This is a genomic window from Arthrobacter woluwensis (assembly GCF_900105345.1).
Classification (GTDB): Bacteria; Actinomycetota; Actinomycetes; order Actinomycetales; family Micrococcaceae; genus Arthrobacter_E; species Arthrobacter_E woluwensis.
Window position 1 is genome coordinate 2,154,987 of the sequence record NZ_FNSN01000003.1, and the last position, 20,205, is coordinate 2,175,191.

Below are 20,205 nucleotides of genomic sequence, written 5' to 3' on the forward strand. Positions count from 1 at the left end.
GCCGTGTCCAGCGACGCCGCCCGCCTGCCCGCTGAGGCCAGCGCCTCCTTCCTGGAGCACCTGACGGCCACCAGGCCGGAGCTGCTGCCGTTCGGTCAGGCGGCGGCGCAGGGCACCGCGAGCCTTCAGGCGCCCCACGCCACCACGATCGTGGCGCTGCAGACCGCCGGCGGAGTCCTCATGGCGGGGGACCGGCGCGCGACCATGGGGAATCTGATCGCCTCACGGACCATGGAGAAGGTCTTCGCCGCGGACGAGAGTTCCCTGCTGGGCATCGCCGGGACCGCGGGGCTGGCCGTGGACATCGTCAAGCTCTTCCAGGTGGAGCTGGAGCACTACGAGAAGATCGAGGGCACCCCTCTCAGCCTCGAGGGCCGGGCCAACCGGCTCGCGGCCATGGTCCGGGGCAATCTCGGCATGGCCCAGCAGGGTCTGGCCGTCGTGCCGCTCTATGCCGGCTTCGAACCCGCCCTGGCCTCCGGGCGGATCTATTCCTACGACGTGACGGGCGGCCGTTACGAGGAGCACGAGCACCACAGCGTGGGGTCCGGCTCCACCTTCGCCCGGGGCGCTCTCAAGAAGCTCTGGAAGCCCGGGCTCGAGGAGGCCGAGGCCGTGCGGGTCGCGGTCGAGGCCCTGTATGACGCTGCGGACGATGATTCCGCGACCGGTGGACCGGACCTCGTGCGTCAGCTCTGGCCGGTGGTCTATGTGGCGGACGCCGAAGGAAGCCGGCGGGTGCCGGACGACGTGGTGAAGGGCATCGCCGCTCAGGTGCTGTCGGGACGCACCGCACAGGGACGGGAGGCCTGAGATGTCACAGCAGTTCTACGTCTCGCCGGAACAGATCATGAAGGATCGGGCGGACTTCGCCCGGAAGGGCATCGCCCGCGGCCGGTCCGTGGTGGTCGTCTCCTGTGCGGCGGGCATCGCGCTGGTCGCCGAGAACACCTCCAACTCCCTGCACAAGATCGGGGAGATCTACGACCGCATCGCCTTCGCAGCCGTGGGCAAGTACAACGAGTTCGAGAGCCTGCGGCAGGCGGGCGTGCGGTACGCCGATGTCCGCGGCTACTCCTATGACCGGAGCGACGTGACGGCCCGGGGCCTGGCCAGCGTGTATGCGCAGAGCCTGGGCACGGTGTTCACGGCGGAGCAGAAGCCGTTCGAGGTGGAGCTGGCCGTGGCCGAAGTGGGCGCCACCCAGGCGGGAGACCACATCTTCCGGCTGACCTTCGACGGCTCCATCACGGATGAACGCAGCTTCGTGGCCATGGGGGGCCGCAGCGACCGGGTGACCGAAGTGCTCCGGTCGGGGTGGCGCGCCGATCTGGCGCTGGGCGAGGCGCTGCGGCTGGCCACGCGGGCGCTGGCCGCCGCCACGGTGGCCCAGGACGCCGTGGCGAGCGGCGGCGGCACGGTGGAGCCCGACGGCGGGGTGGCGCGGGCGCCCGAACATCCGGAAGCGCCGGCCCCCGTCGCCGCGGTGGGCCTCGAGGTCGCCGTCCTGGACCGCGAACCGGCCAGCTGGCGGTCCCGCCGCAGGGCGTTCCGACGGATCGGGCAGGATGCGCTCCAGCGCCTGCTGGAGGAGTGACCTCGGCCCGGAACGGCGGAGTGCCCGGACCCGGTCGATCAGGTGAGTGAGTGCGTGCGCGGACGAGTGGCCGCGCACTGAAGGGAAAGGGCGGCATGGACCGGCGGATTTTTGGCATTGAGACGGAATTCGGCATCTCCTACGTGGGAAGCAACACCCGACGCCTGGCCCCCGAGGAAGCGGCGCGTTACCTGTTCCGCAAGGTCGTGAGCTGGGGGCGCTCCTCGAACGTGTTCCTGGCCAACGGCTCCCGCCTCTATCTCGACGTCGGCTCCCACCCGGAGTACGCGACCGCCGAGTGCGATTCGCTGCCCCAGCTCATCGCCCATGACAAGGCCGGCGAGCTGATTCTGGAGGAGCTCTGCCATGAGGCCGAGGAGCGTCTGTCGGCCGACGGCTTCGAAGGCAGGATCTTCCTGTTCAAGAACAACACCGACTCCGCGGGAAACTCCTACGGGAGCCACGAGAATTACCTGATCCCGCGGAAGGGGGAGTTCAACCGCCTGGCGGACGTGCTCATCCCGTTCCTGGTCACCCGGCAGCTGCTCGTGGGCGCGGGGAAGATCATCAACACGCCGCAGGGTGCGCTGTACGCGTTCTCGCAGCGGGCCGACCACATCTGGGAAGGTGTCTCCTCGGCCACCACGCGCTCCCGGCCGATCATCAACACCCGCGACGAACCGCACGCCGATGCCGAGTACTTCCGGCGGCTCCACGTGATCGTGGGCGACTCCACCATGTCCGAGACCACGGCGCTGCTGAAAACCGGTTCGGTGGATCTGGTGCTCCGTGCGCTCGAAGCCAGCGCGATGATGCGGGACATGCGGATGGAGAACCCCATCAGGAGCATCCGGGAGATCTCCCGCGACCTCAGCGGACAGGTGCTCGTCAAGCTCGCCACGGGCCGTCAGCTCACCGCACTCCAGATCCAGGAGGAGTACCTGCAGTGGGTCACCGACTTCGTGGAACGCGAAGGGGCGCACCACGAGCACGTCGGGCAGATCCTCGATCTGTGGGGCCGCACGCTGCAGGCGATCCGTGCCGGTGATCACAGCGGCATCGACACCGAGATCGACTGGGCCATCAAGAAGAAGCTCATGGACCGCTATGCGCTGCGGCACGGACTCGGGCTGGATTCGCCGCGGCTCGCGCAGATCGACCTCACCTACCACGACATCTCCCGGAAGCGGGGTCTCTTCTACCTGACCGAGCAGCGCGGACTCGCGCGTCGTGTCGTCACGGAGGAGGCGACCCGGGAGGCGGGCACGACGGCGCCCCAGACCACCCGCGCACGGCTCCGCGGTGAGTTCGTCCGGAAGGCCCAGGAGCTCGGCCGCGACTACACGGTCGACTGGGTTCATCTCAAGCTCAACGACCGGGCGCACCAGACCGTCATCTGCAAGGACCCGTTCGCCGCGCACGACGAGCGGGTGGACGCGCTGATCGCCGGCATGGGCTGAGCGGCGTCGGGCGACTTCACAGCCTGCTCCGTTACGATGGTGGGCGTGCCTGTCCCCAGATGGGCCCGGACCCCCTGATTTCTAGTGGAAAGACGACCATTGCGACGTATTCTCGCGGCATTCGTCCCCGCCGTTCTCCTGCTGACGGCCTGTGGCAACCCCTCGGAGCCCAGCAGCCAGCCGGCCGGCGACACCTCCAAGCTCAGCACGGTGAAGATCAACGACCAGGGAGCGGGTAAGGCGCCCCGCGTCGAGTTCGCCAAGCCCCTGTCCGTCTCGGAGACCACCATCAAGGTCCTGCGTGAGGGCAACGGTGAGCGGATCAAGGAGAACCAGAAGGCCGAAGTCGGCTACCTCGCCTACAACGGCCAGGACGGCTCCCAGCTGGCGGACACGTATCTTTCCAAGCACGAGTCCCTCCCGGTCAACGATGCGCTGAAGAAGGGCAACGAGCCCCTTTACAAGGCGATCCTGGGCGTGAAGCAGGGCTCCGATCTGGCGATCGCCATGCCCGGCCAGGGCGGGACCGGTCCCACGCAGCTGCTCGTGCTCCACGTGTTCAGCGCTACGGACATCGCGCCGGTCCTCTCCAAGCCGGAAGGCGACGCCGTCACTCCGCCGGCCGGTCTGCCGAAGGTCACGGTGAACGACAAGCAGGAGGCGACGATCGACGTCAAGGGCGTCGCCGCACCCAAGCAGCTCATCGCTCAGGACCTCATCAAGGGCAAGGGCGCCGAGGTCAAGAGCACCGACACCATCGTGGCCAACTACACCGGAGTCCGCCTCGCCGACGGCAAGGTCTTCGACTCGAGCTTCAAGACCGGCAAGCCGGCCACGTTCCCTCTGACCGGCGTCATCCCGGGCTGGACCAAGGGCCTGACCGGCAAGACGGTCGGCTCCCGTGTGCTGCTGGTCATCCCGGCGGCGGACGCCTACGGCGCCAAGCCGGACCAGGGCCGTCCCGCGGGTGATCTGGTCTTCGTCGTGGACATCCTCGGCGTCCAGTAAACTCCACACAGCGCCTGAAACCTGGCACCAACCGAAACGTGAAGAGGAGCACCCATGTCATTCGGTCAGCGTGATTACGACCGCACCAAGCCGGAAATCGAGTTCCCGGAAGGGGACGTCCCCACCGAGCTGCGCATCGTCGACCTCATCGAGGGCGACGGCGCTGAAGCCACTCCCGGCTCCACCGTGTCGACCCATTACGTCGGCGTCGCCTGGTCGACCGGTGAAGAGTTCGACTCCTCCTGGGGCCGTGGCGCACCGCTCGACTTCCGCGTCGGCGTCGGCCAGGTCATCCAGGGCTGGGACCAGGGCCTCCTGGGCATGAAGGTGGGCGGCCGCCGTCGTCTGGAGATCCCGTCCGAGCTGGCCTACGGCTCCCGTGGCGCCGGCGGGGCGATCGCTCCGAACGAGTCCCTCATCTTCGTGGTGGACCTCGTCGGAGTCCGCTGAGTCTCCGTCCGTCAGGGCATCGCAAGGGCCGCTTCCCCCCGGGAGGCGGCCCTTGGCGCATGTCAGGGCCGGTCTTTAGTACGCTGGGCTGGTGTCCGCACGAAAGACCGAACGAATCCTCAACCTGCTGATCGCGTTGCTGTCCAGCCCCCGCGGCCACACCAGGGCCTACCTGGAATCTACCGTCTACGCCTATTGCCGCGCGGAGGGCATGAATGACGCTGCGATCGAACGCATGTTCGAACGCGACAAGGCCGAGCTGCGGGACATGGGCGTCCCTCTGGAGGTCTTCGATGACGAGACCTTCGACATCGACGATTCCTCCGGCTCCCGGTACCGCGTCAACCCGGACGACTACCTGCTGCCCGTCCTGCAGCTCACCGCCGAGGAACGACTGCTGCTGCAGCTCGCCGCCCAGCTCTGGGAGCAGGCGAGCCTCCGTTCGGCGGGCAGCGCCGCGCTCCGCAAGCTCACCGACGGCCAGGATCCCGACGACGGGTCCCCGGCACCCGTGCTGCCCCGCGTCACCACGGGCGGCGCCGCCCTCGAAACGCTGCACCGTGCCCTGGCAGGCCGCCATCCGGTCCGGTTCGGCTACCGCGCCTCCGCGGCGGAGGAGCCCGCCACGCGCCGGCTCGAACCCCACGGGCTCGGTAACCGCGCGGGACAATGGTACGTCGTCGGCCATGATCTGGACCGCGACGCGGAACGGACCTTCCGGCTGAGCAGGATCACCACGACTGTCGAGGTGGAGGAGCGGAAGCGGTTCGCCCCGCCGCGGGACTTCTCCATCGCCGCCGCCCTCGATTCGATGGAAGCCTACCCGGAGCAGCAAGCCGTGGTCCGTCTGCCGCACGGCGGGGGAGCGCAGTGGCGTGTGAGGGCCGATCGGGTCGACGGGGACCACGCCACCATCAGCTATCAGGACGAATCGGCCTTCCTGGACGAACTGGCCGCTCTCGCGCCGACGGTGCAGGTGGTCGAACCGGCCCGGCTGCGGGACGCGGTGATCGGCCGCCTCCGGAGCGCTGCGGAGGCCCTGTCCCTTCCCGCCGGCGTCACCGAATTCCGCACGCCGCCGGTGAAACGGGGACCGAAATCCTCCTCCGAGACCACGGTTCGCCGGCTCCTGGGCATGATCCCGTTCCTCGTGCGTCACGGCGGGATCCTCAAATCGGAACTCGCGGCCGAGTTCGGCATCACCGGCCGTCAGCTGGACGACGATCTTGAGCGCATCATGATGGTCGGCCGTCCCGAGGGGTATCACAACGACCTCATGGACATCGTGGACGACGGCGAGCGGGTGTGGATCAACAACGCCCTGGATCTGGCTCAGCCGATCCGGTTCTCCCCGGAGGAGGCCTGGACGCTTCTGGTGGGCCTCGACGCGCTCTCCGAGCTGGGCATCGGCGGGGACGCCAGCTCGATCGAATCGCTGCGGCTCCGGCTGGCGGGCGCGGCAGGGGACTCGCTCGCCCTGGCGGAGGCTATCAAGGTCCGCATGGCCCCGTCGGGCAGCCTCGGACGGCACCTCGAGCAGCTGCGGGACGCGATCGACCGCGGAGTCCGCGTCCGCATCGGGTATGTGGTCCCGAGCCGTGACGAGCTGACCGAACGGCTCATCGATCCCCGCAGGCTGCGCTCGGTGGACCAGCAGTGGTACGTGGACGCCTGGTGCCACCGGGCCGGCGCCCCGCGGAACTTCCGCCTCGACCGGATCGCCTCCCTCGAGGTGACCGCCGAACCCGTCGACGCCTCCCTGTGGGACGGCGCGGTGGATGAGGTGCCGTTCACCGTCCGCGAACAGGCCCCGCGCGTCCTGGTGGTCTTCTCTCAGGAGTCCCGCTGGCTCGCGGCCCGCTACAACGCGCTGCGCACCGCGACCCTCGACGACGGCGACGTCCTGGCGGAACTCGCCGTCGCGTCCCCTTCCTGGCTGGCCGGGCTCGTGGCGCAGACCGTGGGCACCGTGCGGGTGGTCTCGCCGCCGTCCGTCGTGGACCAGGTGAAGGCGTGGCTCGCCAGGGGGCTGGATTCCTACGGAGTCCCGACACTCGGAGAGAATTCCCAGGCAGGGAAAGGTAGGCTGGAGTGATGCCGTGGTGGTCCTGGATTCTGATCTGGGTGGCGATCCTCGCCCTCAGCGCTCTGCTGTTCGTGGTGCTCGGAATCAAGCTTTTCCGACAGTTCACGGCCATGATGCGTCAGCTCGGGTCTGCGGCGGATATGCTGTCCGGGTTGGACTCGGACAGTCCGCGCACACCGCTTCCCGAACATCGTCTGGAAGTCCTCGGCATCTACGCTGATCCCGAGGAGATGCGCGCCCGCTATGAGGCGGGGAAGGCCGAGCGCCGGGAACTTCGGCGGCAACGTCGTGTGGTCCGTCGTGCAGCGGCCCACCGGGCACAGAAGCTGCGCGATGTGGGCCTTGAGCGCCCTATGATTTAAGAAAGAGAAAGGACCCCGACATGGGACGACTTTTTGATGGCCCCTGGCCCATCGTGATCATCATCATCGTGGCGCTGCTGCTGTTCGCGGCCCCCAAGCTTCCTCAGATGGCGCGCAGCCTCGGTCAGTCGATGCGCATCATGAAGTCCGAGGTCAAGCAGATGAAGGATGAGAGCCCTTCCAAGAACAAGGCCGAGGAGCCCGTCGAGGGCAAGGTCGTGCAGCACCCCGAGGCTGCCACGAAGGACAACGGCGAGCAGACCCCGCCGTCCGGCAACGCTTAAGGCGAAGTGGCACTCAGCAAAGGCCCTCGGAGGAATCCCGAGGGCCGCATGGCCCTCCTCGATCACTTCAAGGAACTGAAGAACCGGCTCCTCAAGAGCCTGGTCGCCCTGGCTGTCACCACCGTGGTCGGGTGGTTCCTCTACCCACCGGTGATCGCCTCTTTGTCGGCTCCTCTGGAGCAGATCGCGCAGGAGATGCACCGGAACGCATCGATGAACTTCTCGTCGATCGCATCGCCGTTCGAGTTCCAGCTGCGGATCGCGATCCAGATCGGCCTGGTCATCTCCAGTCCGGTGTGGATCTATCAGATCTGGGCGTTCGTCACGCCGGGCCTGACCCGCAAGGAGCGCAAGTTCACCCTGGGCTTCATGGCGGCGGCCATTCCGCTGTTCCTGGTCGGCGTGTACGTGGCGTGGTCGGTGATCCCCAACATCGTCCGGGCTCTGCTGCACTTCACACCGGACAACGCGTCCAACCTCATCAGCGCGGATGACTACCTGACGTTCGCGACGCACACCATGCTGTTCCTCGGACTGGCCTTCCTGGTCCCCGTGATCCTGGTGGGCGTCAACCTCATGGGTGTCGTGAGCGGCAAGACGATCCTGAAGGCGTGGCGTATCACGGTCTTCGCCGTCTTCGTCCTGGCGGCCATCGCGGCTCCGGGTGCGGACGCGATCTCCATGTTCATGCTCGCGCTGCCTCTGCTGGCCCTATTCTTCCTGGCGATCGGGATCTGCCTGTTCAACGACAAGCGCCGCGAAGGCAAGCAGGCGGAGGAGACGGATGCTTCGGCGGACGTCGCGACGCCCACCGAGGATCTCGGAAAACTCTGAGGAACTCTTCACAAGACCGGTCCCGAGGGGCCGGTCTTGCTGTTTAAGCCCCCGTGGCCCGGCACGGAGCGGCGCCGAATGCCGATACCCTTGAGTAATGCCTCAAATGAGTGAGCCCCTGACTCCCGCCGAGAAGTATGCCGCGGCCAAAGCCAGGAACAGCGAGAGCAACAGCGCACTCCGGGCATTCCGGCAGACCCTCGCCTTCGAGCTCGACGACTTCCAGGTCGACGCCTGCCGCGCGCTGGAAGAGGGCCGCGGAGTCCTCCTCGCGGCGCCGACGGGCGCCGGTAAGACCATCCTCGGTGAGTTCGCCGTCTTCTGCGCGCTGCGCCAGGGCCGGAAGGCCTTCTACACCACGCCCATCAAGGCGCTGAGCAATCAGAAGTACAGCGAGCTGGCCGAGAAGTACGGCGCCGACCAGGTGGGTCTGCTCACGGGCGACACCAACATCAATGCGCACGCGCCCATCGTGGTCATGACCACCGAGGTGCTGCGGAACATGCTGTACGCCGATTCGGACGCCCTGGCAGGTCTGGCCTATGTGGTGATGGACGAGGTGCATTACCTCGCCGACCGCTTCCGGGGCGCCGTCTGGGAGGAGGTCATCATCCACCTCCCGCGCGAGGTGCAGCTGGTCTCCCTGAGCGCCACCGTGTCCAACGCCGAGGAGTTCGGCGCCTGGCTCGCGGCGGTCCGGGGCGACACCGCCATCGTCGTCTCCGAGCACCGCCCCGTGCCCCTGTGGCAGCACGTGATGGCCGGACGCCAGGTGCTGGACCTGTTCGCCGAGCCGAAGCCGACCGGCGCCGAGGACGACGCCGAAGCCCCGGCTCATCTCGAGGTCAATCCTGAGCTGCTCAAGATGGTCCGCCCGTCGTCCGGCCGCCGCGGCCCGCAATCCGTGCGCGGCAGGAAGCGCCACGACCGTGCTCAGGGCCGGAGCGAGATCCGGACCACCGTGCCCCGGGTCTCGCGTCCCGCCGCCATCCAGGCGCTCGAATCTCGCGGACTGCTGCCGGCCATCTACTTCATCTTCTCCCGCGCCGCCTGCGACGCCGCCGTGCAGCAGTGCGCGGCCGCCGATCTCTGGCTGACCACCGAGCGGGAACGGCAGATCATCGCCGCCCGTGTCGACCAGGCCAGCCGGGACATCCCCGGTGAGGACCTGGACGTCCTGGGCTTCTGGGCATGGCGGGACGGCCTGCTGCGGGGCATCGCCTCGCACCACGCCGGCCTCCTGCCGGCCTTCAAGGAGACGGTCGAGGATCTCTTCGCCGAAGGCCTGGTCCGGGTCGTCTTCGCCACCGAGACGCTGGCCCTCGGCGTGAACATGCCGGCCCGCGCCGTCGTGCTGGAGAAGCTGGACAAGTTCAACGGCGAATCCCGAGTGGGCATCACCGCGGGGGAGTACACCCAGCTGACGGGTCGCGCCGGACGGCGGGGGATCGACGTCGAAGGCCACGCCGTGGTCCTGTGGCACGAAGGCATCGACCCGCAGGCGGTGGCCGGCCTGGCCTCCAAGCGCACCTACCCGCTCAACTCGAGCTTCCGTCCCGGCTACAACATGTCCATCAACCTGCTGGCCCAGTTCGGGCGTGGCCGGTCGCGGGAGATCCTCGAATCGTCCTTCGCCCAGTTCCAGGCCGACCGGTCCGTGGTGGATCTCGCCCGGCAGGTCCGCAGCCGTGAGGAGTCCCTCGAAGGGTACGCGGAGGCCATGCGCTGCCACCTGGGCGACTTCGAGGAGTACGCCCGGCTGCGCCAGGAGCTCTCCAGCCTCGAGGGCAAGGCCGCCAAGGAGAACAAGCGGGCCGCCCGGAACTGGATGGTGTCCTCCCTCACCCGGCTCATGCCCGGCGACGTCATCCACCTGGACGGGGAGCGGGTGCAGGGGTACGCCGTCGTGCTGAATGCGGACACCAACGCGCATGAGCCGCGTCCCGCGGTGCTGACCAACGACCACCAGTTGCGCCGCATCGGCCTGGGAGACCTGCAGGGTCCGGTGGACGCGCTGTTCCGGGTGCGCATCGGGAAGAGCTTCAACGCCAAGACGCCCAAGGACCGTCGCGCCCTGGCCTCGACCATGCGCCACGAGCTGTACAAGCGGGGCATCCTCGACGGCAAGGCCGGTCTCAACGGTCCGAAGAACCGCCGCAAGGCCGAAGGCAGCAGGGACACCGAGGCGCGGATCGTGCAGCTTCGCAAGGAGATGGCGGCACACCCGTGTCATGGCTGCCACGACCGGGAGAACCACGCCCGCTGGGGCGAACGCTGGTGGCGTCTGAGGGCGGAGACCGACACGCTGCTCGCGCAGATCCAGGGGCGGACGAACACGATCGCCCGCACCTTCGACCGCCTCTGCGGTCTCCTGGAGGAATTCGGCTACCTGGAATCGCGTGACGGCAAGGAACAGATCACCGAGACGGGAAAGCGGCTGCGCAGGATCTACGGGGACCGCGACCTTCTCATCGCCCAGGCGCTGCGGGAAGGCGCGTTCGACGATCTGGACGCTTCGGAGATGGCGGCGTTCGTCACCGTGCTCCTGTATCAGTCCAAGCGCGACGACGGCACCGTGCCTCCACGCATGCCGAGCATCTCCCTGGAGAGCGCGGTGGAGATCGTGGTCCGGGAATGGGAGCGGCTCTCCGAGGCGGAGAAGCGGCACAAGCTCCCGCTCACGGCCGAACCCGAGCTGCAACTCATCTGGCCCATGTACAAGTGGGCCAAGGGACGCCGACTCCAGGAGGTCCTGGCCGGCAGCGATCTGGCCGCCGGTGACTTCGTCCGCTGGGTCCGGCAGGTCATCGATCTGCTCGATCAGATCGCAGGCGTCCCCGGTCTGGACCCGCGGGTCCAGCGCATCTGCCGCGAAGCGATCACCCGGGTCCGCCGCGGCGTGGTGTCCTATTCATCCCTGAGCGAGTGAGCCAGGGGCAGAGGAAACAGGAAGTGTGAGGTCAGCAATGAACGACGGACGGTCCGGCACCGCATCAGGGCTCAGGCTGTATGTCAACGGCAGCGTGTATTCGGCGGCGGATCCGTTCGCCACGGCCATGCTGGTGGACGGCGACACGGTCGCCTGGATCGGCTCGGAGCAGGCGGCGCAGTCCCTCCGTGACGACCGCATGGAGCTGATCGACCTTCGCGGGGCGCTCGTGGTCCCCGGCTTCGTGGACTCGCACGTCCACCTGACGGAGACGGGCCTGGCTCTCGCCTCCCTGGACCTGAGCGCGGTCCGCTCGGCCCGTGAGCTCCTGGACGCGGTGTCCAAGGCCGCTTCCGCACTCGAAGCGGGCGCGACCGTGTTCGGGCACTCCTGGGACGAGTCCCGCTGGGAGGATTCCACGCTTCCCACACTCGATGAGCTCGACAGGGCCGCAGGCGGGCGTCCGCTGTACCTGACACGCATCGACGTCCATTCGGCGCTGGTCAACCGTGCTTCGCTGGCCGTGGCGGGAGACCTCACCGGACTCCGCGGGACCTCCGGCGGCGCCGTGCTGAGCCTGGAGGCTCATGCGGCTGTCCGGCAGGCCGTGCGCCGCTTCAGCGCCGCACAGCGCGAGGAGTACCAGAAGGTGGCCCTGGACGCAGCGGCGCGTCAGGGCTATGTGGCTCTCGCCGAGATGTCCGGACCCACCATCGCCGGAATGGACGACCTCCGGCGGGCCGTGGCCTGGAATGCCGTGCCGGGCGCCGGCCCGAGGATCCTTCCGTACTGGGGCGAGGCCGTGGAGAACGTGGAGCAGGCCAGGGCGCTGCTCGAGGAGCTCGACGTCCCCGTGCTGGGTCTGGCCGGCGACCTGAACATCGACGGCTCCCTGGGGTCCCGCACGGCCCTGCTCCGCGCCGATTACGCGGACGCCCCGGGCAACGCCGGTTCCCAGTACCTCTCCGCGGAAGCCGCCGCGGAACACCTCATCGCGTGCACGGAGCTGGGGCTCCAGGGCGGCTTCCACGCCATCGGCGACGGCGCGCTGGACGTCGTCGTCGACGCACTGGACCGCACCTCGGCCCGGCTGGGGGAGTCCGCCGTCCGACGCGCGGGTCACCGCGTGGAACACGCCGAGATGCTCGACGCCGACCACATCGCTGCGCTCGTCGCGCACTCCGTGAGCGTCAGCGCCCAGCCGGCCTTCGATGCCGCCTGGGGTGGACCCGACGGCATGTATGCCCAGCGCCTCGGCTCGCGCTGGGCTGCGATGAATCCGTTCGCCGATCTGTACCGGGCCGGTGTGCCCCTGGCCTTCGGCAGCGATGCACCGGTCACGCCGCTGCGCCCCTGGGACAGCATCCGCGCTTGCCTGGACCACCGGTCCGAGGGTCAGGGCATCTCCGCCCGCGCGGCATTCATCGGACACACGCGGGCCGGGTGGCGCGCTGCTCGGGACTCCAACCCGCTCAACGGCCAACTGGTCCCCGGGGCCCCGGCCAATTTCGCGGTGTGGGAGGTCGAAAGCCTCATGGTCCAGGTCGCCGACGACCGGGTGGCGTCCTGGAGCACCGACCCGCGCGCCCGCACCCCTCTGCTCCCGGCACTCGACGGCGCCGAGCCGCGGTGCCTCCAGACCGTGTCCGAGGGCGTGGAGCTGTACCGCTCCGAGGCGATCTGAAGGGACACCCTCAGAAAAGCCGGTTGACCGGCCTTCCCTGAACCCCCTCCTGAACTGCGACGAAGCATGTCCTTGCAGTTCAAGGCCGGGGTTGACAGTGAGTTCATGGACCGTAGAGTTGTACATCACGGGTGGTCATGAGGTCTCTTAGGCCATCCAGCCTCATCGGCAGGACAGCTCAGGGAACCCGGCCAGGCCGGAGATCCCCGCGTCACGGTGGCGGCACGTCTGAACGGGCCTGGTGGTAGCAGAAAACAGTTGCAGCGGACATGTGTGTGCCGCCTGCGACTGGTCCTTCTCCACCGGGCCCGTTCTTGTGTCCGGCCTCGAGTCCGGCGGGACGAGGACAAGCGAGCGACCCCGGAGCCGCGGGGTTGACCGGAGAGCCTCGGGCGCGTGACTTATAATGGGACTTTGCGCCCTGCCGGCACTCTCTGTGATCCGAGCGGCGCGGCCAGCTGTCCCGAGCAGAATGGAAAGCCTCTTTGCGCGTCCTGACCATCATTCCCACGTTCAATGAACTCGAGTCCCTCCCGAAGACGCTCGCTCGGGTGCGCGCCGCGGTTCCGGCCTCCGATGTCCTGGTGGTCGATGACAACAGCCCCGATGGGACGGGACGCCTGGCGGATCAGATCGCAGCCGAGGACTCCCAGGTCAAGGTGCTGCACCGCAAGGGCAAGGAAGGGCTCGGCGCAGCGTACATCGCCGGCTTCAAGTGGGGCCTCGGCGAAGGTTATGACGTCCTGGTGGAGCTCGACGCCGACGGATCGCACCAGCCGGAGCAGCTCCCGGAGCTTCTGAAGGCCATTGAGAACGGCGCCGATCTGGCGATCGGCTCGCGCTGGGTGCCCGGGGGAGAGGTCGTCAACTGGCCGGCCCACCGGCAGCTGATCTCGCGGTGCGGGTCCTTCTACGCACGGACCATGCTCGGGCTCCCGATCCGTGACCTCACCGGCGGCTACAACGCCTTCCGCGCCTCCACCCTGCAGACGATCGATCTGGATCTGGTGGAGTCGAAGGGTTACGGCTTCCAGGTGGATCTCAAGTGGCGCACCGCCAAGGCCGGCCTCGCGATCAAGGAGGTTCCGATCACCTTCGTCGAGCGTGAGTTCGGCACCTCGAAGATGAGCGGCAACATCGTGGTGGAAGCCATGATCAACGTGACCAAGTGGGGGCTGAACGCTCGCTGGAACGCTCTGACCGGCGGTCGCAAGCGCTGATTCACCGGCGCCGGAAGGCGCCCCTGCCCGGGAGAGACCCGAGACAGAGGAAGGGCCGGAACCCGCGGGTTCCGGCCCTTCCTTCATGTCGTCGTCCAGCAGCGTCAGCTGGCGCGTGCTCCCCGGCGTTCGCGGAGGATCTTGAGGCGGTCCTCAAGGATCTGCTCCAGCTCGGGGATGGAACGGCGTTCCAGCAGCATGTCCCAGTGGGTACGGGCGGCCTTTTCATTGGCGTCGACCGGCTTCTCGCCGTCGACCAGGATGGCTTCCTTGCCGGTCTTGGACGTCCAGACCGGGGGGATCTCCGCTTCGGCGGCAAAGGTCACGAAAACCTGTTCACCATCGGCGCAGCGGTACTCCACGCGCTGGCGCGGCGCCGGCTCCACACCGGATTCGCTCTCCATGCTCTGTGCGCCAAGGCGCATGCCTCGCAGGCTGCGATCGCTCATTTGTTCTCCCTCGCTGACCGGGTTCCACGGCACTCACCCTGGCTTGATGGGCCAGGGAGGATACCCTGTCGAATGCAACGCCTTCAGAGCCGGACTTGTTCCCGCTCCAGGGCGCAACCACCTATTTTACGGCACCGGAGCCCGATCGCGGGCCATATGCCGCCGGCCCCGTCGAAACGGGGCCGGCAGAGCTGGTCCGGCCGCGAAGGTCCGGAGAGGACGCGTCAGTGGCGCGGCACGCCACCGGTGGAGTCGCCGGCGTCGGGCGCCACATTGCCGAGCACGCCGCCGATGCCCTTGAGGGCCTCGCCCACCTCGCTCGGGATGATCCACAGCTTGTTGGACGTGCCTTCGGCGAGCTTGGGAAGCGTCTGCAGGTACTGGTAGGCCAGCAGCTTCTGATCCGGACGTCCGGCGTGGATCGCGTCGAAGACCTTCTGGATGGCCTGGGCTTCACCGTCGGCCCTCAGGATCGCCGCCTTCGCGTCGCCCTCGGCCTTGAGGATGGCGGCCTGCCGCTCACCCTCGGCTGTCAGGATCTGGGACTGCTTGGTGCCTTCCGCCGTGAGGATCGCGGCACGGCGGTCACGCTCGGCGCGCATCTGCTTCTCCATCGAGTCCTGGATGGAGAGGGGCGGATCGATGGCCTTGAGCTCGACGCGGGAGACGCGGATGCCCCAACGGCCGGTGGCCTCGTCGAGGACGCCGCGTAGCTGGCCGTTGATCTGGTCGCGGCTGGTCAGAGCCTGCTCCAGGTTGAGGCCGCCCACCACGTTACGGAGCGTGGTGGTGGTGAGCTGCTCGACGGCCTGGATGTAGTTGGCGATCTCATAGGTGGCCGCGCGGGCATCCGTGACCTGGAAGTACACCACGGTGTCGATGGAGACCACCAGGTTGTCCTCGGTGATGACGGGCTGCGGAGGGAAGGACACCACCTGTTCACGAAGGTCCAGCAGCGGCAGCAGGCGGTCCACGAAAGGGATGAGGATGGTCAGGCCCGGGTTCAGCGTGCGCTGGTACTTTCCGAGCCGTTCCACCACCCCGGCGCGGGCCTGCGGCACGATCCGCACGGAACGGATCAGCACGATCAGGACGAAGATCACCAGGGCGATCAGGAGGAAGGAGAGTACGACAGGTAAGGGATTGAACATCAGCAGGTGCCTTTCCTGGGTTGGCGGGACGGGCAAGCGCCTTGCCCGCTGAAAAAGTCAGGAAGCAGCGGTGGGCTGCTCGGGAAGTCCGACGACAGCGTGGGCGCCGTCGATGCGCAGCACCTGGACGGTGGTGCCGGTGAGGAAGCTGAGGCCGTCCGTCCGGGCGCTCCACACGTCGCCCCCGATCTTGACGAGCCCGCCCTGCGCGCTCACGGTCTCCACGACGAGGGCGGAGTCGCCGATCAGCCGGTCGACATTGCTGAGGGAGTCCTTGGGACCCTTGCGCAGATGTTTCAGGGCGATGGGCCGGACGAAGAAGATCATCAGGAGCGAGACCAGGCAGAACACGACCACCTGGAGCCAGAAGGGCGCTCCTGCAAGGGCGACGAAGAGGGTCACCAGCGAAGAGCCGGCCATCATGAGGAAGATCAGGTCGAGGCTGAGGAGCTCGATCACCCCGAAGACCAGCAACGTGACGAGCCAGAGGGCCCAGAGATTGTCGATGAGCCAGTCCATCGTGCCACCCCTTTGCTGTGGGTGAGACCAACGCCTCCTTCGGCGACGACTCCCCACGATCGTTTGAACCATCCTAGTCACACCGCGCTCCCGGGCACCTCGCGTGAGGGTCACGATCTGGGCTTCCGTGTCGGGAGGGCTGCCGGTTCAGGCCGCGCGAGGGCGGTAGGCGGAGAGGGTGAACGCCGCCGTGACCGGGGTGAGGGCTCCCAGGGCTTCGGTGCGGCGGGCGAGCGCCTCCGGATCGAGGTGGTGCCCGGCCGGGCCCATGAGCGCGACGGCGGCGACGTCCGCAGGCGTGAGAGACAGGCCGAACTCGAGCGTCCGCCGCTCGAGCAGCTCGAAGTCCTCTCCCATGCCGGCGTCGAGCCGTTCGGTCTTGCCTTCCTCGATGTCCAGGAGCCCGGCGACTTCAGCGATCTCCCGCAGATGGGCCGGCTGCGGAGTCACGACGACGGCGACCCCGCCCGGCCGGAGGACGCGGCGGAACTCGGCCGGGTTACGGGGCGCGAACACCACGAGGAGAGCGTCGGCGCTGCCGGCGGCGAGCGGAAGCGGACGCCAGACGTCCCAGACGAACACCGCGGCATCGGGGTTCAGGCGTGCGGCGCGACGGAGGGCGAACTTCGAGATGTCGAAGGCGACGGCGGCCGGGGCGGTGGACCCGGAGCCCTGGGGGCTCAGTCGCGTGGTCACCTCGTGGAGGTAGTAGCCGGTGCCCGCTCCGGCGTCGACGACCACCGGCGTGCCGGTGTCGCGCGACGGATCCGTTGAGGCCATCCCTTCACGGACCATCCCGGCGAGTGCTTCCGCCAGGGGAGCATAGTGCCCGCTGTCGAGGAAGGCGGCCCGCGACGCTGCCATGGCGGCGCTGTCCGCGGTGAACGCCGTGCCTTTGCCGGTGAGGAAGTTGTAGTAGCCCTGTTTGGCGGCGTCGAAGCTGTGGCCCGCGGGGCACTGGAGGCGCGGTCCCTGACCGGGCACGAACGGCTCGCCGCAATGCGGACAGCGGAGGAGCGCCCTGGCGTCATCCTTCACGGTCAGAAACCCAGGCCCTTCCTGGCGCCGTCGATCCCCGGCGCGGCCCAGTACTCCGCGTACTCCGGATTGAAGGTCAGGGACCGGGTGACGGCCTTGTCCACGTACAGTGTGCCGCCCAGATGGTCGGTCTCATGCTGGACGATGCGGGCCTGCCAGCCGCTGAATTCCTCGCTGCGGGTCTCGCCCTCCGGAGAGGTCCAGTCGAGCTGCACGCGCTGGTGACGTGCGACCACCGCCTGCAGACCGTGGACGGACAGGCACCCCTCATAGAAGGGCGCCAGCTCTTCGCCCAGGCCGTGATAGACCGGGTTGACCACTGCGAAGTAGGGGAGCGGCTCGCGGTGACGCTCCGCGGCGACCTCCTCGGGGATGGGCCACTGGTCTTCCAGGACCGCGATTCGGAGAGGGATGCCCAGCTGTGGCGCTGCAAGTCCGACCCCCGGCGCCGCATGCATGACGGCCCGCATGAGGTCCAGGAAGGCTTGGAGCTCCGCATCACTGAGCTGGCCGGTGAAGTCCTTGGCCTGCTGCCGGAGGACGGGGTGGCCGGCCTGTACGATCGCGATCTCCTCCGGGGACTCCAGGAGCGCCAGGACCAGCTCGCGGATCTCCGCATCGCTCAGGGTGGGGGCAGGGGCGGACACGGCTCTCCTCAGGTCAGGGGGCGACGGCTCGTCGGACGGGTGGGCCGACGGCACGGCTAGGATGCAGTCTATGACAGCTGAGACTGCCCGCCGGATCGTTCTCGACTATGTGCATGCCGTGGGCCGTCAGGCCCCTGTGGAGGAGCTCGCCGCCTTGCTGGCGCCGGACTTCGTGTTCCGCGAATGGCCGAACGCGTTGTCGCCCCAGGAGGCCACTCGGGATCGGGAACAGACCTTGAACGGATTCGCCCAGGCGCACCTCGTAGTGGGGGACCAGCAGTACACCGTGCAGCGGGTGCTGGCCGACGGCGAGGAGGTGGCGGTGGAGCTGTCCTGGCAGGCGGTGGCACGGATGGATCTGCCGTACTGGAATGTGGGGGACACCATGAAGGCCCGGATCCTCTCGGTCTTCACGGTGCGTGACGGTCTCATCGCGGCACAGGACAGCTTCGACAGCTACGAGACCTGAGAGCCTGCTCGGTGCCGGGAAGCCCGGTGGAAGAGCTCAGCCGTCGATCAACGACCGCACGAGCGTCAGGAACTCGCCCGTCTCCCTGCTGAGTGGCGCGCGGGAAGGCCACACCGCCCGGAGCGTCCGCGCCAGCACGAGCCCGGGCACGGTGACTGCCACGAGCCGGCCTGTCTGAAGTTCGGAGCTGACCGCCAGGCGGCTGACGACGCCGGGACCGAGCCCCGCGGCCACGCTCGCCACGAGTGCGGCATTGCTCCCCACCTCGAGACGCGACGGTCCGGTCCCGCCTCGCGTATGGGCCGCAAGGGCGCGCTCGGCCACCTGCCGGGTCCCGGAGCCTGCTTCACGGACCACCAGGGTGGCGCCCGCGAGCTCCTCGGCGCCGACGGTCCCGCTCCCGGCCCAGGGGTGCGACGCCGGCACGACCACCACCAGGTCGTCCCGCAGCAGATCCAGATAGTGGAAGCCCGTCTCGATGGTGGGGCCCTCGACGAAGCCGAGATCGACGCTGCCATCGCGCAGCCGTTCGAACACGGACGCCGAGTTGCCGACGTCGAGGGTGATGGACAAGGAGGGGAGCCGCTGCCGGGCTGTCGCCAGCCAGCCGGGCATGAGGTGTTCGGCCACGGTGAGGCTCGAGCAGATGTGGAGGCTGCCGCCCTGACCGGCGAGGGCGTCCGCGGCGTGCGTCACCCGCGTGGCGGCGGCGAGCACTTCTGAGGCGAGGCCCGCCAGCACCAGGCCACGGTCGGTGAGGCGGCTTCCCCGCGCGGACCGTTCGGCCAAAGGGAAGCCCGCACTGCGCTCCATGGAATCCAGCAACCGGGAGGCATTGGGCTGTGCGAGTCCCAGAAGACGGGCCGCCGCGCCGATGCTGCCGGCTTCGGCCAGCGCATCCAGCAGGCGGAAATGGCGCAGATCCCAGTCTCGTACGGTCATATCACCAGCATATGGCTCCATGCCCGTTTGCCGTCTACTGGCCGCCGGCCGACGTTGAAAGCATGGAAACATGCCTACCGCTCTGCAACGTCCCGGACTGCTCCTCGCCGGAGCCGTGGCCCTCGTGGCCTGCGTGATCTCCCATCTGGTTCCGGGGGTGAGTGCGCTGCTGATCGCGATCATCGTGGGGGTCGTCGCGCGCAATGCCGGCATCCTGCCCCGCACGAGCGATCCCGGACTGGGCTATGCCGCCCGGGTGCCGTTGCGCCTGGGCATCGTGCTGCTGGGCCTGCAGCTGTCTCTGCCCGAGCTGTTCGCCCGCGGCTGGGGAGTCCCGGTGCTGGCGGTCCTCGTGGTCGGCGTCGGCATCGTGGGAACCCTCGGCCTCGGCCGCCTGCTCGGGGTGGAGCGTAGACAAGCGCTCCTCGTGGCCTGTGGATTCTCGATCTGCGGCGCCGCAGCTGTCGCCGGCGTCGAGTCGAGCGTGGATGCCCGCGAGAAGGAGACGGTGACCGCCGTCGCGCTCGTGGTCCTGTTCGGAACCCTCATGATCCCGCTGATTCCCGGTCTCGGAGCCCTCCTGGGGCTCAGCACGGAACAGACGGCGCTCTGGGCGGGCGCTTCGGTGCATGAAGTCGGGCAAGTCGTCGCGATCGGAGGTCTGTTCGGTGGGGGAGCGCTCGGCCTGGCGGTCAGCATGAAGCTCGCCCGCGTGCTGCTGCTGGCCCCCGTGGCCGCCGTCCTGGGAGCCCGGTCCCGCGCGCTCGCCCCGGAGGGCGACATGAGTCAGGACTCCGCGTCGAGTAAACCACCCGTGATTCCCCTCTTCCTCGTGGGGTTCATCATCGCGGCGGTGGTCCGGAGCCTTCTGCCGGTGCCGCACGAAGTGCTCGCCCTGGCCTCCTCAGCCCAGGAATTCCTGCTGTCGGCCGCCATGTTCGCACTCGGCGCCGGCGTCCACGTGAAGTCACTCCTGTCCGGCAGCGGAAGGCTGCTCGCCCTGGCCGCCGGGTCCACCGTGCTGGTCGCTGCTCTGGGGCTGGGTGGCGCCCTGGTCATCGCGTAACGCCCACCGG

The 20,205-nt window shown here is 68.4% G+C and carries 20 protein-coding genes; 14 read left to right on the forward strand and 6 right to left on the reverse strand.

From position 1 onward, the window contains the following. Positions 1 to 3: 3 nt before the first annotated feature. From prcB to BLV63_RS10580, 12 genes are all read left to right on the forward strand, one after another. Complete coding sequence (prcB, locus tag BLV63_RS10525) at positions 4 to 813, forward strand: proteasome subunit beta (protein WP_066212454.1); 810 nt, start codon at positions 4 to 6, stop codon at positions 811 to 813. 1 nt (position 814) lies between these two features. After that, positions 815 to 1,597, forward strand: coding sequence for a proteasome subunit alpha (gene prcA / locus BLV63_RS10530; RefSeq protein ID WP_066212456.1), 783 nt, complete (start codon positions 815 to 817; stop codon positions 1,595 to 1,597). Positions 1,598 to 1,692: 95 nt separating this feature from the next. Then, on the forward strand, positions 1,693 to 3,057 hold the full coding sequence (pafA, locus tag BLV63_RS10535) for a Pup--protein ligase (protein ID WP_066212458.1): 1,365 nt from the start codon (positions 1,693 to 1,695) through the stop codon (positions 3,055 to 3,057). Between the two features lie 99 nt (positions 3,058 to 3,156). After that, the gene (locus BLV63_RS18930) at positions 3,157 to 4,065 is read left to right on the forward strand and encodes an FKBP-type peptidyl-prolyl cis-trans isomerase (protein WP_066212461.1); all 909 of its coding nucleotides are present in this window, start codon (positions 3,157 to 3,159) and stop codon (positions 4,063 to 4,065) included. 54 nt (positions 4,066 to 4,119) lie between these two features. Then, the gene (locus BLV63_RS10545) at positions 4,120 to 4,515 is read left to right on the forward strand and encodes an FKBP-type peptidyl-prolyl cis-trans isomerase (RefSeq protein ID WP_066212464.1); all 396 of its coding nucleotides are present in this window, start codon (positions 4,120 to 4,122) and stop codon (positions 4,513 to 4,515) included. Between the two features lie 91 nt (positions 4,516 to 4,606). Next, complete coding sequence (locus BLV63_RS10550) at positions 4,607 to 6,610, forward strand: helix-turn-helix transcriptional regulator (protein ID WP_139244674.1); 2,004 nt, start codon at positions 4,607 to 4,609, stop codon at positions 6,608 to 6,610. After that, positions 6,610 to 6,963: a hypothetical protein gene (locus BLV63_RS10555; protein WP_066212468.1), complete on the forward strand. Its 354-nt coding sequence runs from the start codon at positions 6,610 to 6,612 to the stop codon at positions 6,961 to 6,963. Before BLV63_RS10550 ends, BLV63_RS10555 begins: the two co-directional genes overlap by 1 nt. 20 nt (positions 6,964 to 6,983) lie before the next feature. After that, on the forward strand, positions 6,984 to 7,247 hold the full coding sequence (tatA, locus tag BLV63_RS10560; RefSeq protein WP_066212469.1) for a Sec-independent protein translocase subunit TatA: 264 nt from the start codon (positions 6,984 to 6,986) through the stop codon (positions 7,245 to 7,247). A 48-nt stretch (positions 7,248 to 7,295) separates the two neighbouring features. After that, on the forward strand, positions 7,296 to 8,081 hold the full coding sequence (gene tatC, locus BLV63_RS10565) for a twin-arginine translocase subunit TatC (RefSeq protein ID WP_066212471.1): 786 nt from the start codon (positions 7,296 to 7,298) through the stop codon (positions 8,079 to 8,081). Positions 8,082 to 8,178: 97 nt separating this feature from the next. Beyond that, positions 8,179 to 11,010, forward strand: a complete 2,832-nt coding sequence (locus BLV63_RS10570; RefSeq protein ID WP_066212473.1) for a DEAD/DEAH box helicase — start codon at positions 8,179 to 8,181, stop codon at positions 11,008 to 11,010. Between the two features lie 37 nt (positions 11,011 to 11,047). Continuing rightward, positions 11,048 to 12,694, forward strand: coding sequence for an amidohydrolase (locus BLV63_RS10575; protein WP_066212475.1), 1,647 nt, complete (start codon positions 11,048 to 11,050; stop codon positions 12,692 to 12,694). 485 nt (positions 12,695 to 13,179) lie between these two features. After that, positions 13,180 to 13,914 carry a polyprenol monophosphomannose synthase gene (locus tag BLV63_RS10580; protein ID WP_066212476.1) on the forward strand — a complete coding sequence of 245 codons (735 nt, stop codon included), beginning with the start codon at positions 13,180 to 13,182 and terminating at the stop codon, positions 13,912 to 13,914. A 104-nt stretch (positions 13,915 to 14,018) separates the two neighbouring features. Here the strand turns inward: BLV63_RS10580 and BLV63_RS10585 are convergent, their stop codons facing one another. The 5 genes from BLV63_RS10585 to BLV63_RS10605 all read right to left on the reverse strand — a co-directional run bounded on the left by BLV63_RS10585 (position 14,019) and on the right by BLV63_RS10605 (position 17,718). Continuing rightward, on the reverse strand, positions 14,019 to 14,363 hold the full coding sequence (locus tag BLV63_RS10585; protein ID WP_066212477.1) for an RNA polymerase-binding protein RbpA: 345 nt from the start codon (positions 14,361 to 14,363) through the stop codon (positions 14,019 to 14,021). Positions 14,364 to 14,587: 224 nt separating this feature from the next. Next, positions 14,588 to 15,514, reverse strand: coding sequence for an SPFH domain-containing protein (locus tag BLV63_RS10590; RefSeq protein WP_066212479.1), 927 nt, complete (start codon positions 15,512 to 15,514; stop codon positions 14,588 to 14,590). 57 nt (positions 15,515 to 15,571) lie between these two features. Beyond that, positions 15,572 to 16,033, reverse strand: a complete 462-nt coding sequence (locus BLV63_RS10595; protein ID WP_066212481.1) for an NfeD family protein — start codon at positions 16,031 to 16,033, stop codon at positions 15,572 to 15,574. 147 nt (positions 16,034 to 16,180) lie between these two features. After that, positions 16,181 to 17,071: a putative RNA methyltransferase gene (locus BLV63_RS10600; RefSeq protein ID WP_066212483.1), complete on the reverse strand. Its 891-nt coding sequence runs from the start codon at positions 17,069 to 17,071 to the stop codon at positions 16,181 to 16,183. Between the two features lie 2 nt (positions 17,072 to 17,073). Continuing rightward, the gene (locus BLV63_RS10605) at positions 17,074 to 17,718 is read right to left on the reverse strand and encodes a peptide deformylase (RefSeq protein ID WP_174521255.1); all 645 of its coding nucleotides are present in this window, start codon (positions 17,716 to 17,718) and stop codon (positions 17,074 to 17,076) included. Positions 17,719 to 17,788: 70 nt separating this feature from the next. On the opposite strand from BLV63_RS10605, the gene BLV63_RS10610 reads away from it, so the two are divergent. Continuing rightward, positions 17,789 to 18,187, forward strand: a complete 399-nt coding sequence (locus BLV63_RS10610) for a nuclear transport factor 2 family protein (RefSeq protein WP_169795509.1) — start codon at positions 17,789 to 17,791, stop codon at positions 18,185 to 18,187. A 36-nt stretch (positions 18,188 to 18,223) separates the two neighbouring features. On the opposite strand, the gene BLV63_RS10615 is transcribed toward BLV63_RS10610, so the two are convergent. Beyond that, positions 18,224 to 19,129, reverse strand: a complete 906-nt coding sequence (locus BLV63_RS10615) for a LysR family transcriptional regulator (RefSeq protein ID WP_066212487.1) — start codon at positions 19,127 to 19,129, stop codon at positions 18,224 to 18,226. Between the two features lie 70 nt (positions 19,130 to 19,199). Here BLV63_RS10615 and BLV63_RS10620 point away from each other — a divergent pair, with 70 nt between their 5' ends. Further along, positions 19,200 to 20,195, forward strand: coding sequence for a YeiH family protein (locus BLV63_RS10620; protein WP_066212488.1), 996 nt, complete (start codon positions 19,200 to 19,202; stop codon positions 20,193 to 20,195). The last annotated feature ends 10 nt before the right edge of the window (positions 20,196 to 20,205 follow it).

Excerpts from the sequence above, each read along its gene's own strand:
- BLV63_RS10545 (WP_066212464.1), top strand. The coding sequence starts at position 4,120 with ATGTCATTCGGTCAGCGTGATTACGACCGCACCAAGCCGGAAATCGAG.
- tatC (WP_066212471.1), top strand. The coding sequence starts at position 7,296 with ATGGCCCTCCTCGATCACTTCAAGGAACTGAAGAACCGGCTCCTCAAG.
- prcA (WP_066212456.1), top strand. The coding sequence starts at position 815 with ATGTCACAGCAGTTCTACGTCTCGCCGGAACAGATCATGAAGGATCGG.
- BLV63_RS10585 (WP_066212477.1), bottom strand. The coding sequence starts at position 14,363 with ATGAGCGATCGCAGCCTGCGAGGCATGCGCCTTGGCGCACAGAGCATG.
- BLV63_RS10575 (WP_066212475.1), top strand. The coding sequence starts at position 11,048 with ATGAACGACGGACGGTCCGGCACCGCATCAGGGCTCAGGCTGTATGTC.
- BLV63_RS10590 (WP_066212479.1), bottom strand. The coding sequence starts at position 15,514 with ATGTTCAATCCCTTACCTGTCGTACTCTCCTTCCTCCTGATCGCCCTG.
- BLV63_RS10595 (WP_066212481.1), bottom strand. The coding sequence starts at position 16,033 with ATGGACTGGCTCATCGACAATCTCTGGGCCCTCTGGCTCGTCACGTTG.
- BLV63_RS10620 (WP_066212488.1), top strand. The coding sequence starts at position 19,200 with ATGCCTACCGCTCTGCAACGTCCCGGACTGCTCCTCGCCGGAGCCGTG.
- pafA (WP_066212458.1), top strand. The coding sequence starts at position 1,693 with ATGGACCGGCGGATTTTTGGCATTGAGACGGAATTCGGCATCTCCTAC.
- tatA (WP_066212469.1), top strand. The coding sequence starts at position 6,984 with ATGGGACGACTTTTTGATGGCCCCTGGCCCATCGTGATCATCATCATC.
- BLV63_RS10610 (WP_169795509.1), top strand. The coding sequence starts at position 17,789 with ATGACAGCTGAGACTGCCCGCCGGATCGTTCTCGACTATGTGCATGCC.
- BLV63_RS10555 (WP_066212468.1), top strand. The coding sequence starts at position 6,610 with ATGCCGTGGTGGTCCTGGATTCTGATCTGGGTGGCGATCCTCGCCCTC.
- BLV63_RS10615 (WP_066212487.1), bottom strand. The coding sequence starts at position 19,129 with ATGACCGTACGAGACTGGGATCTGCGCCATTTCCGCCTGCTGGATGCG.
- BLV63_RS10570 (WP_066212473.1), top strand. The coding sequence starts at position 8,179 with ATGCCTCAAATGAGTGAGCCCCTGACTCCCGCCGAGAAGTATGCCGCG.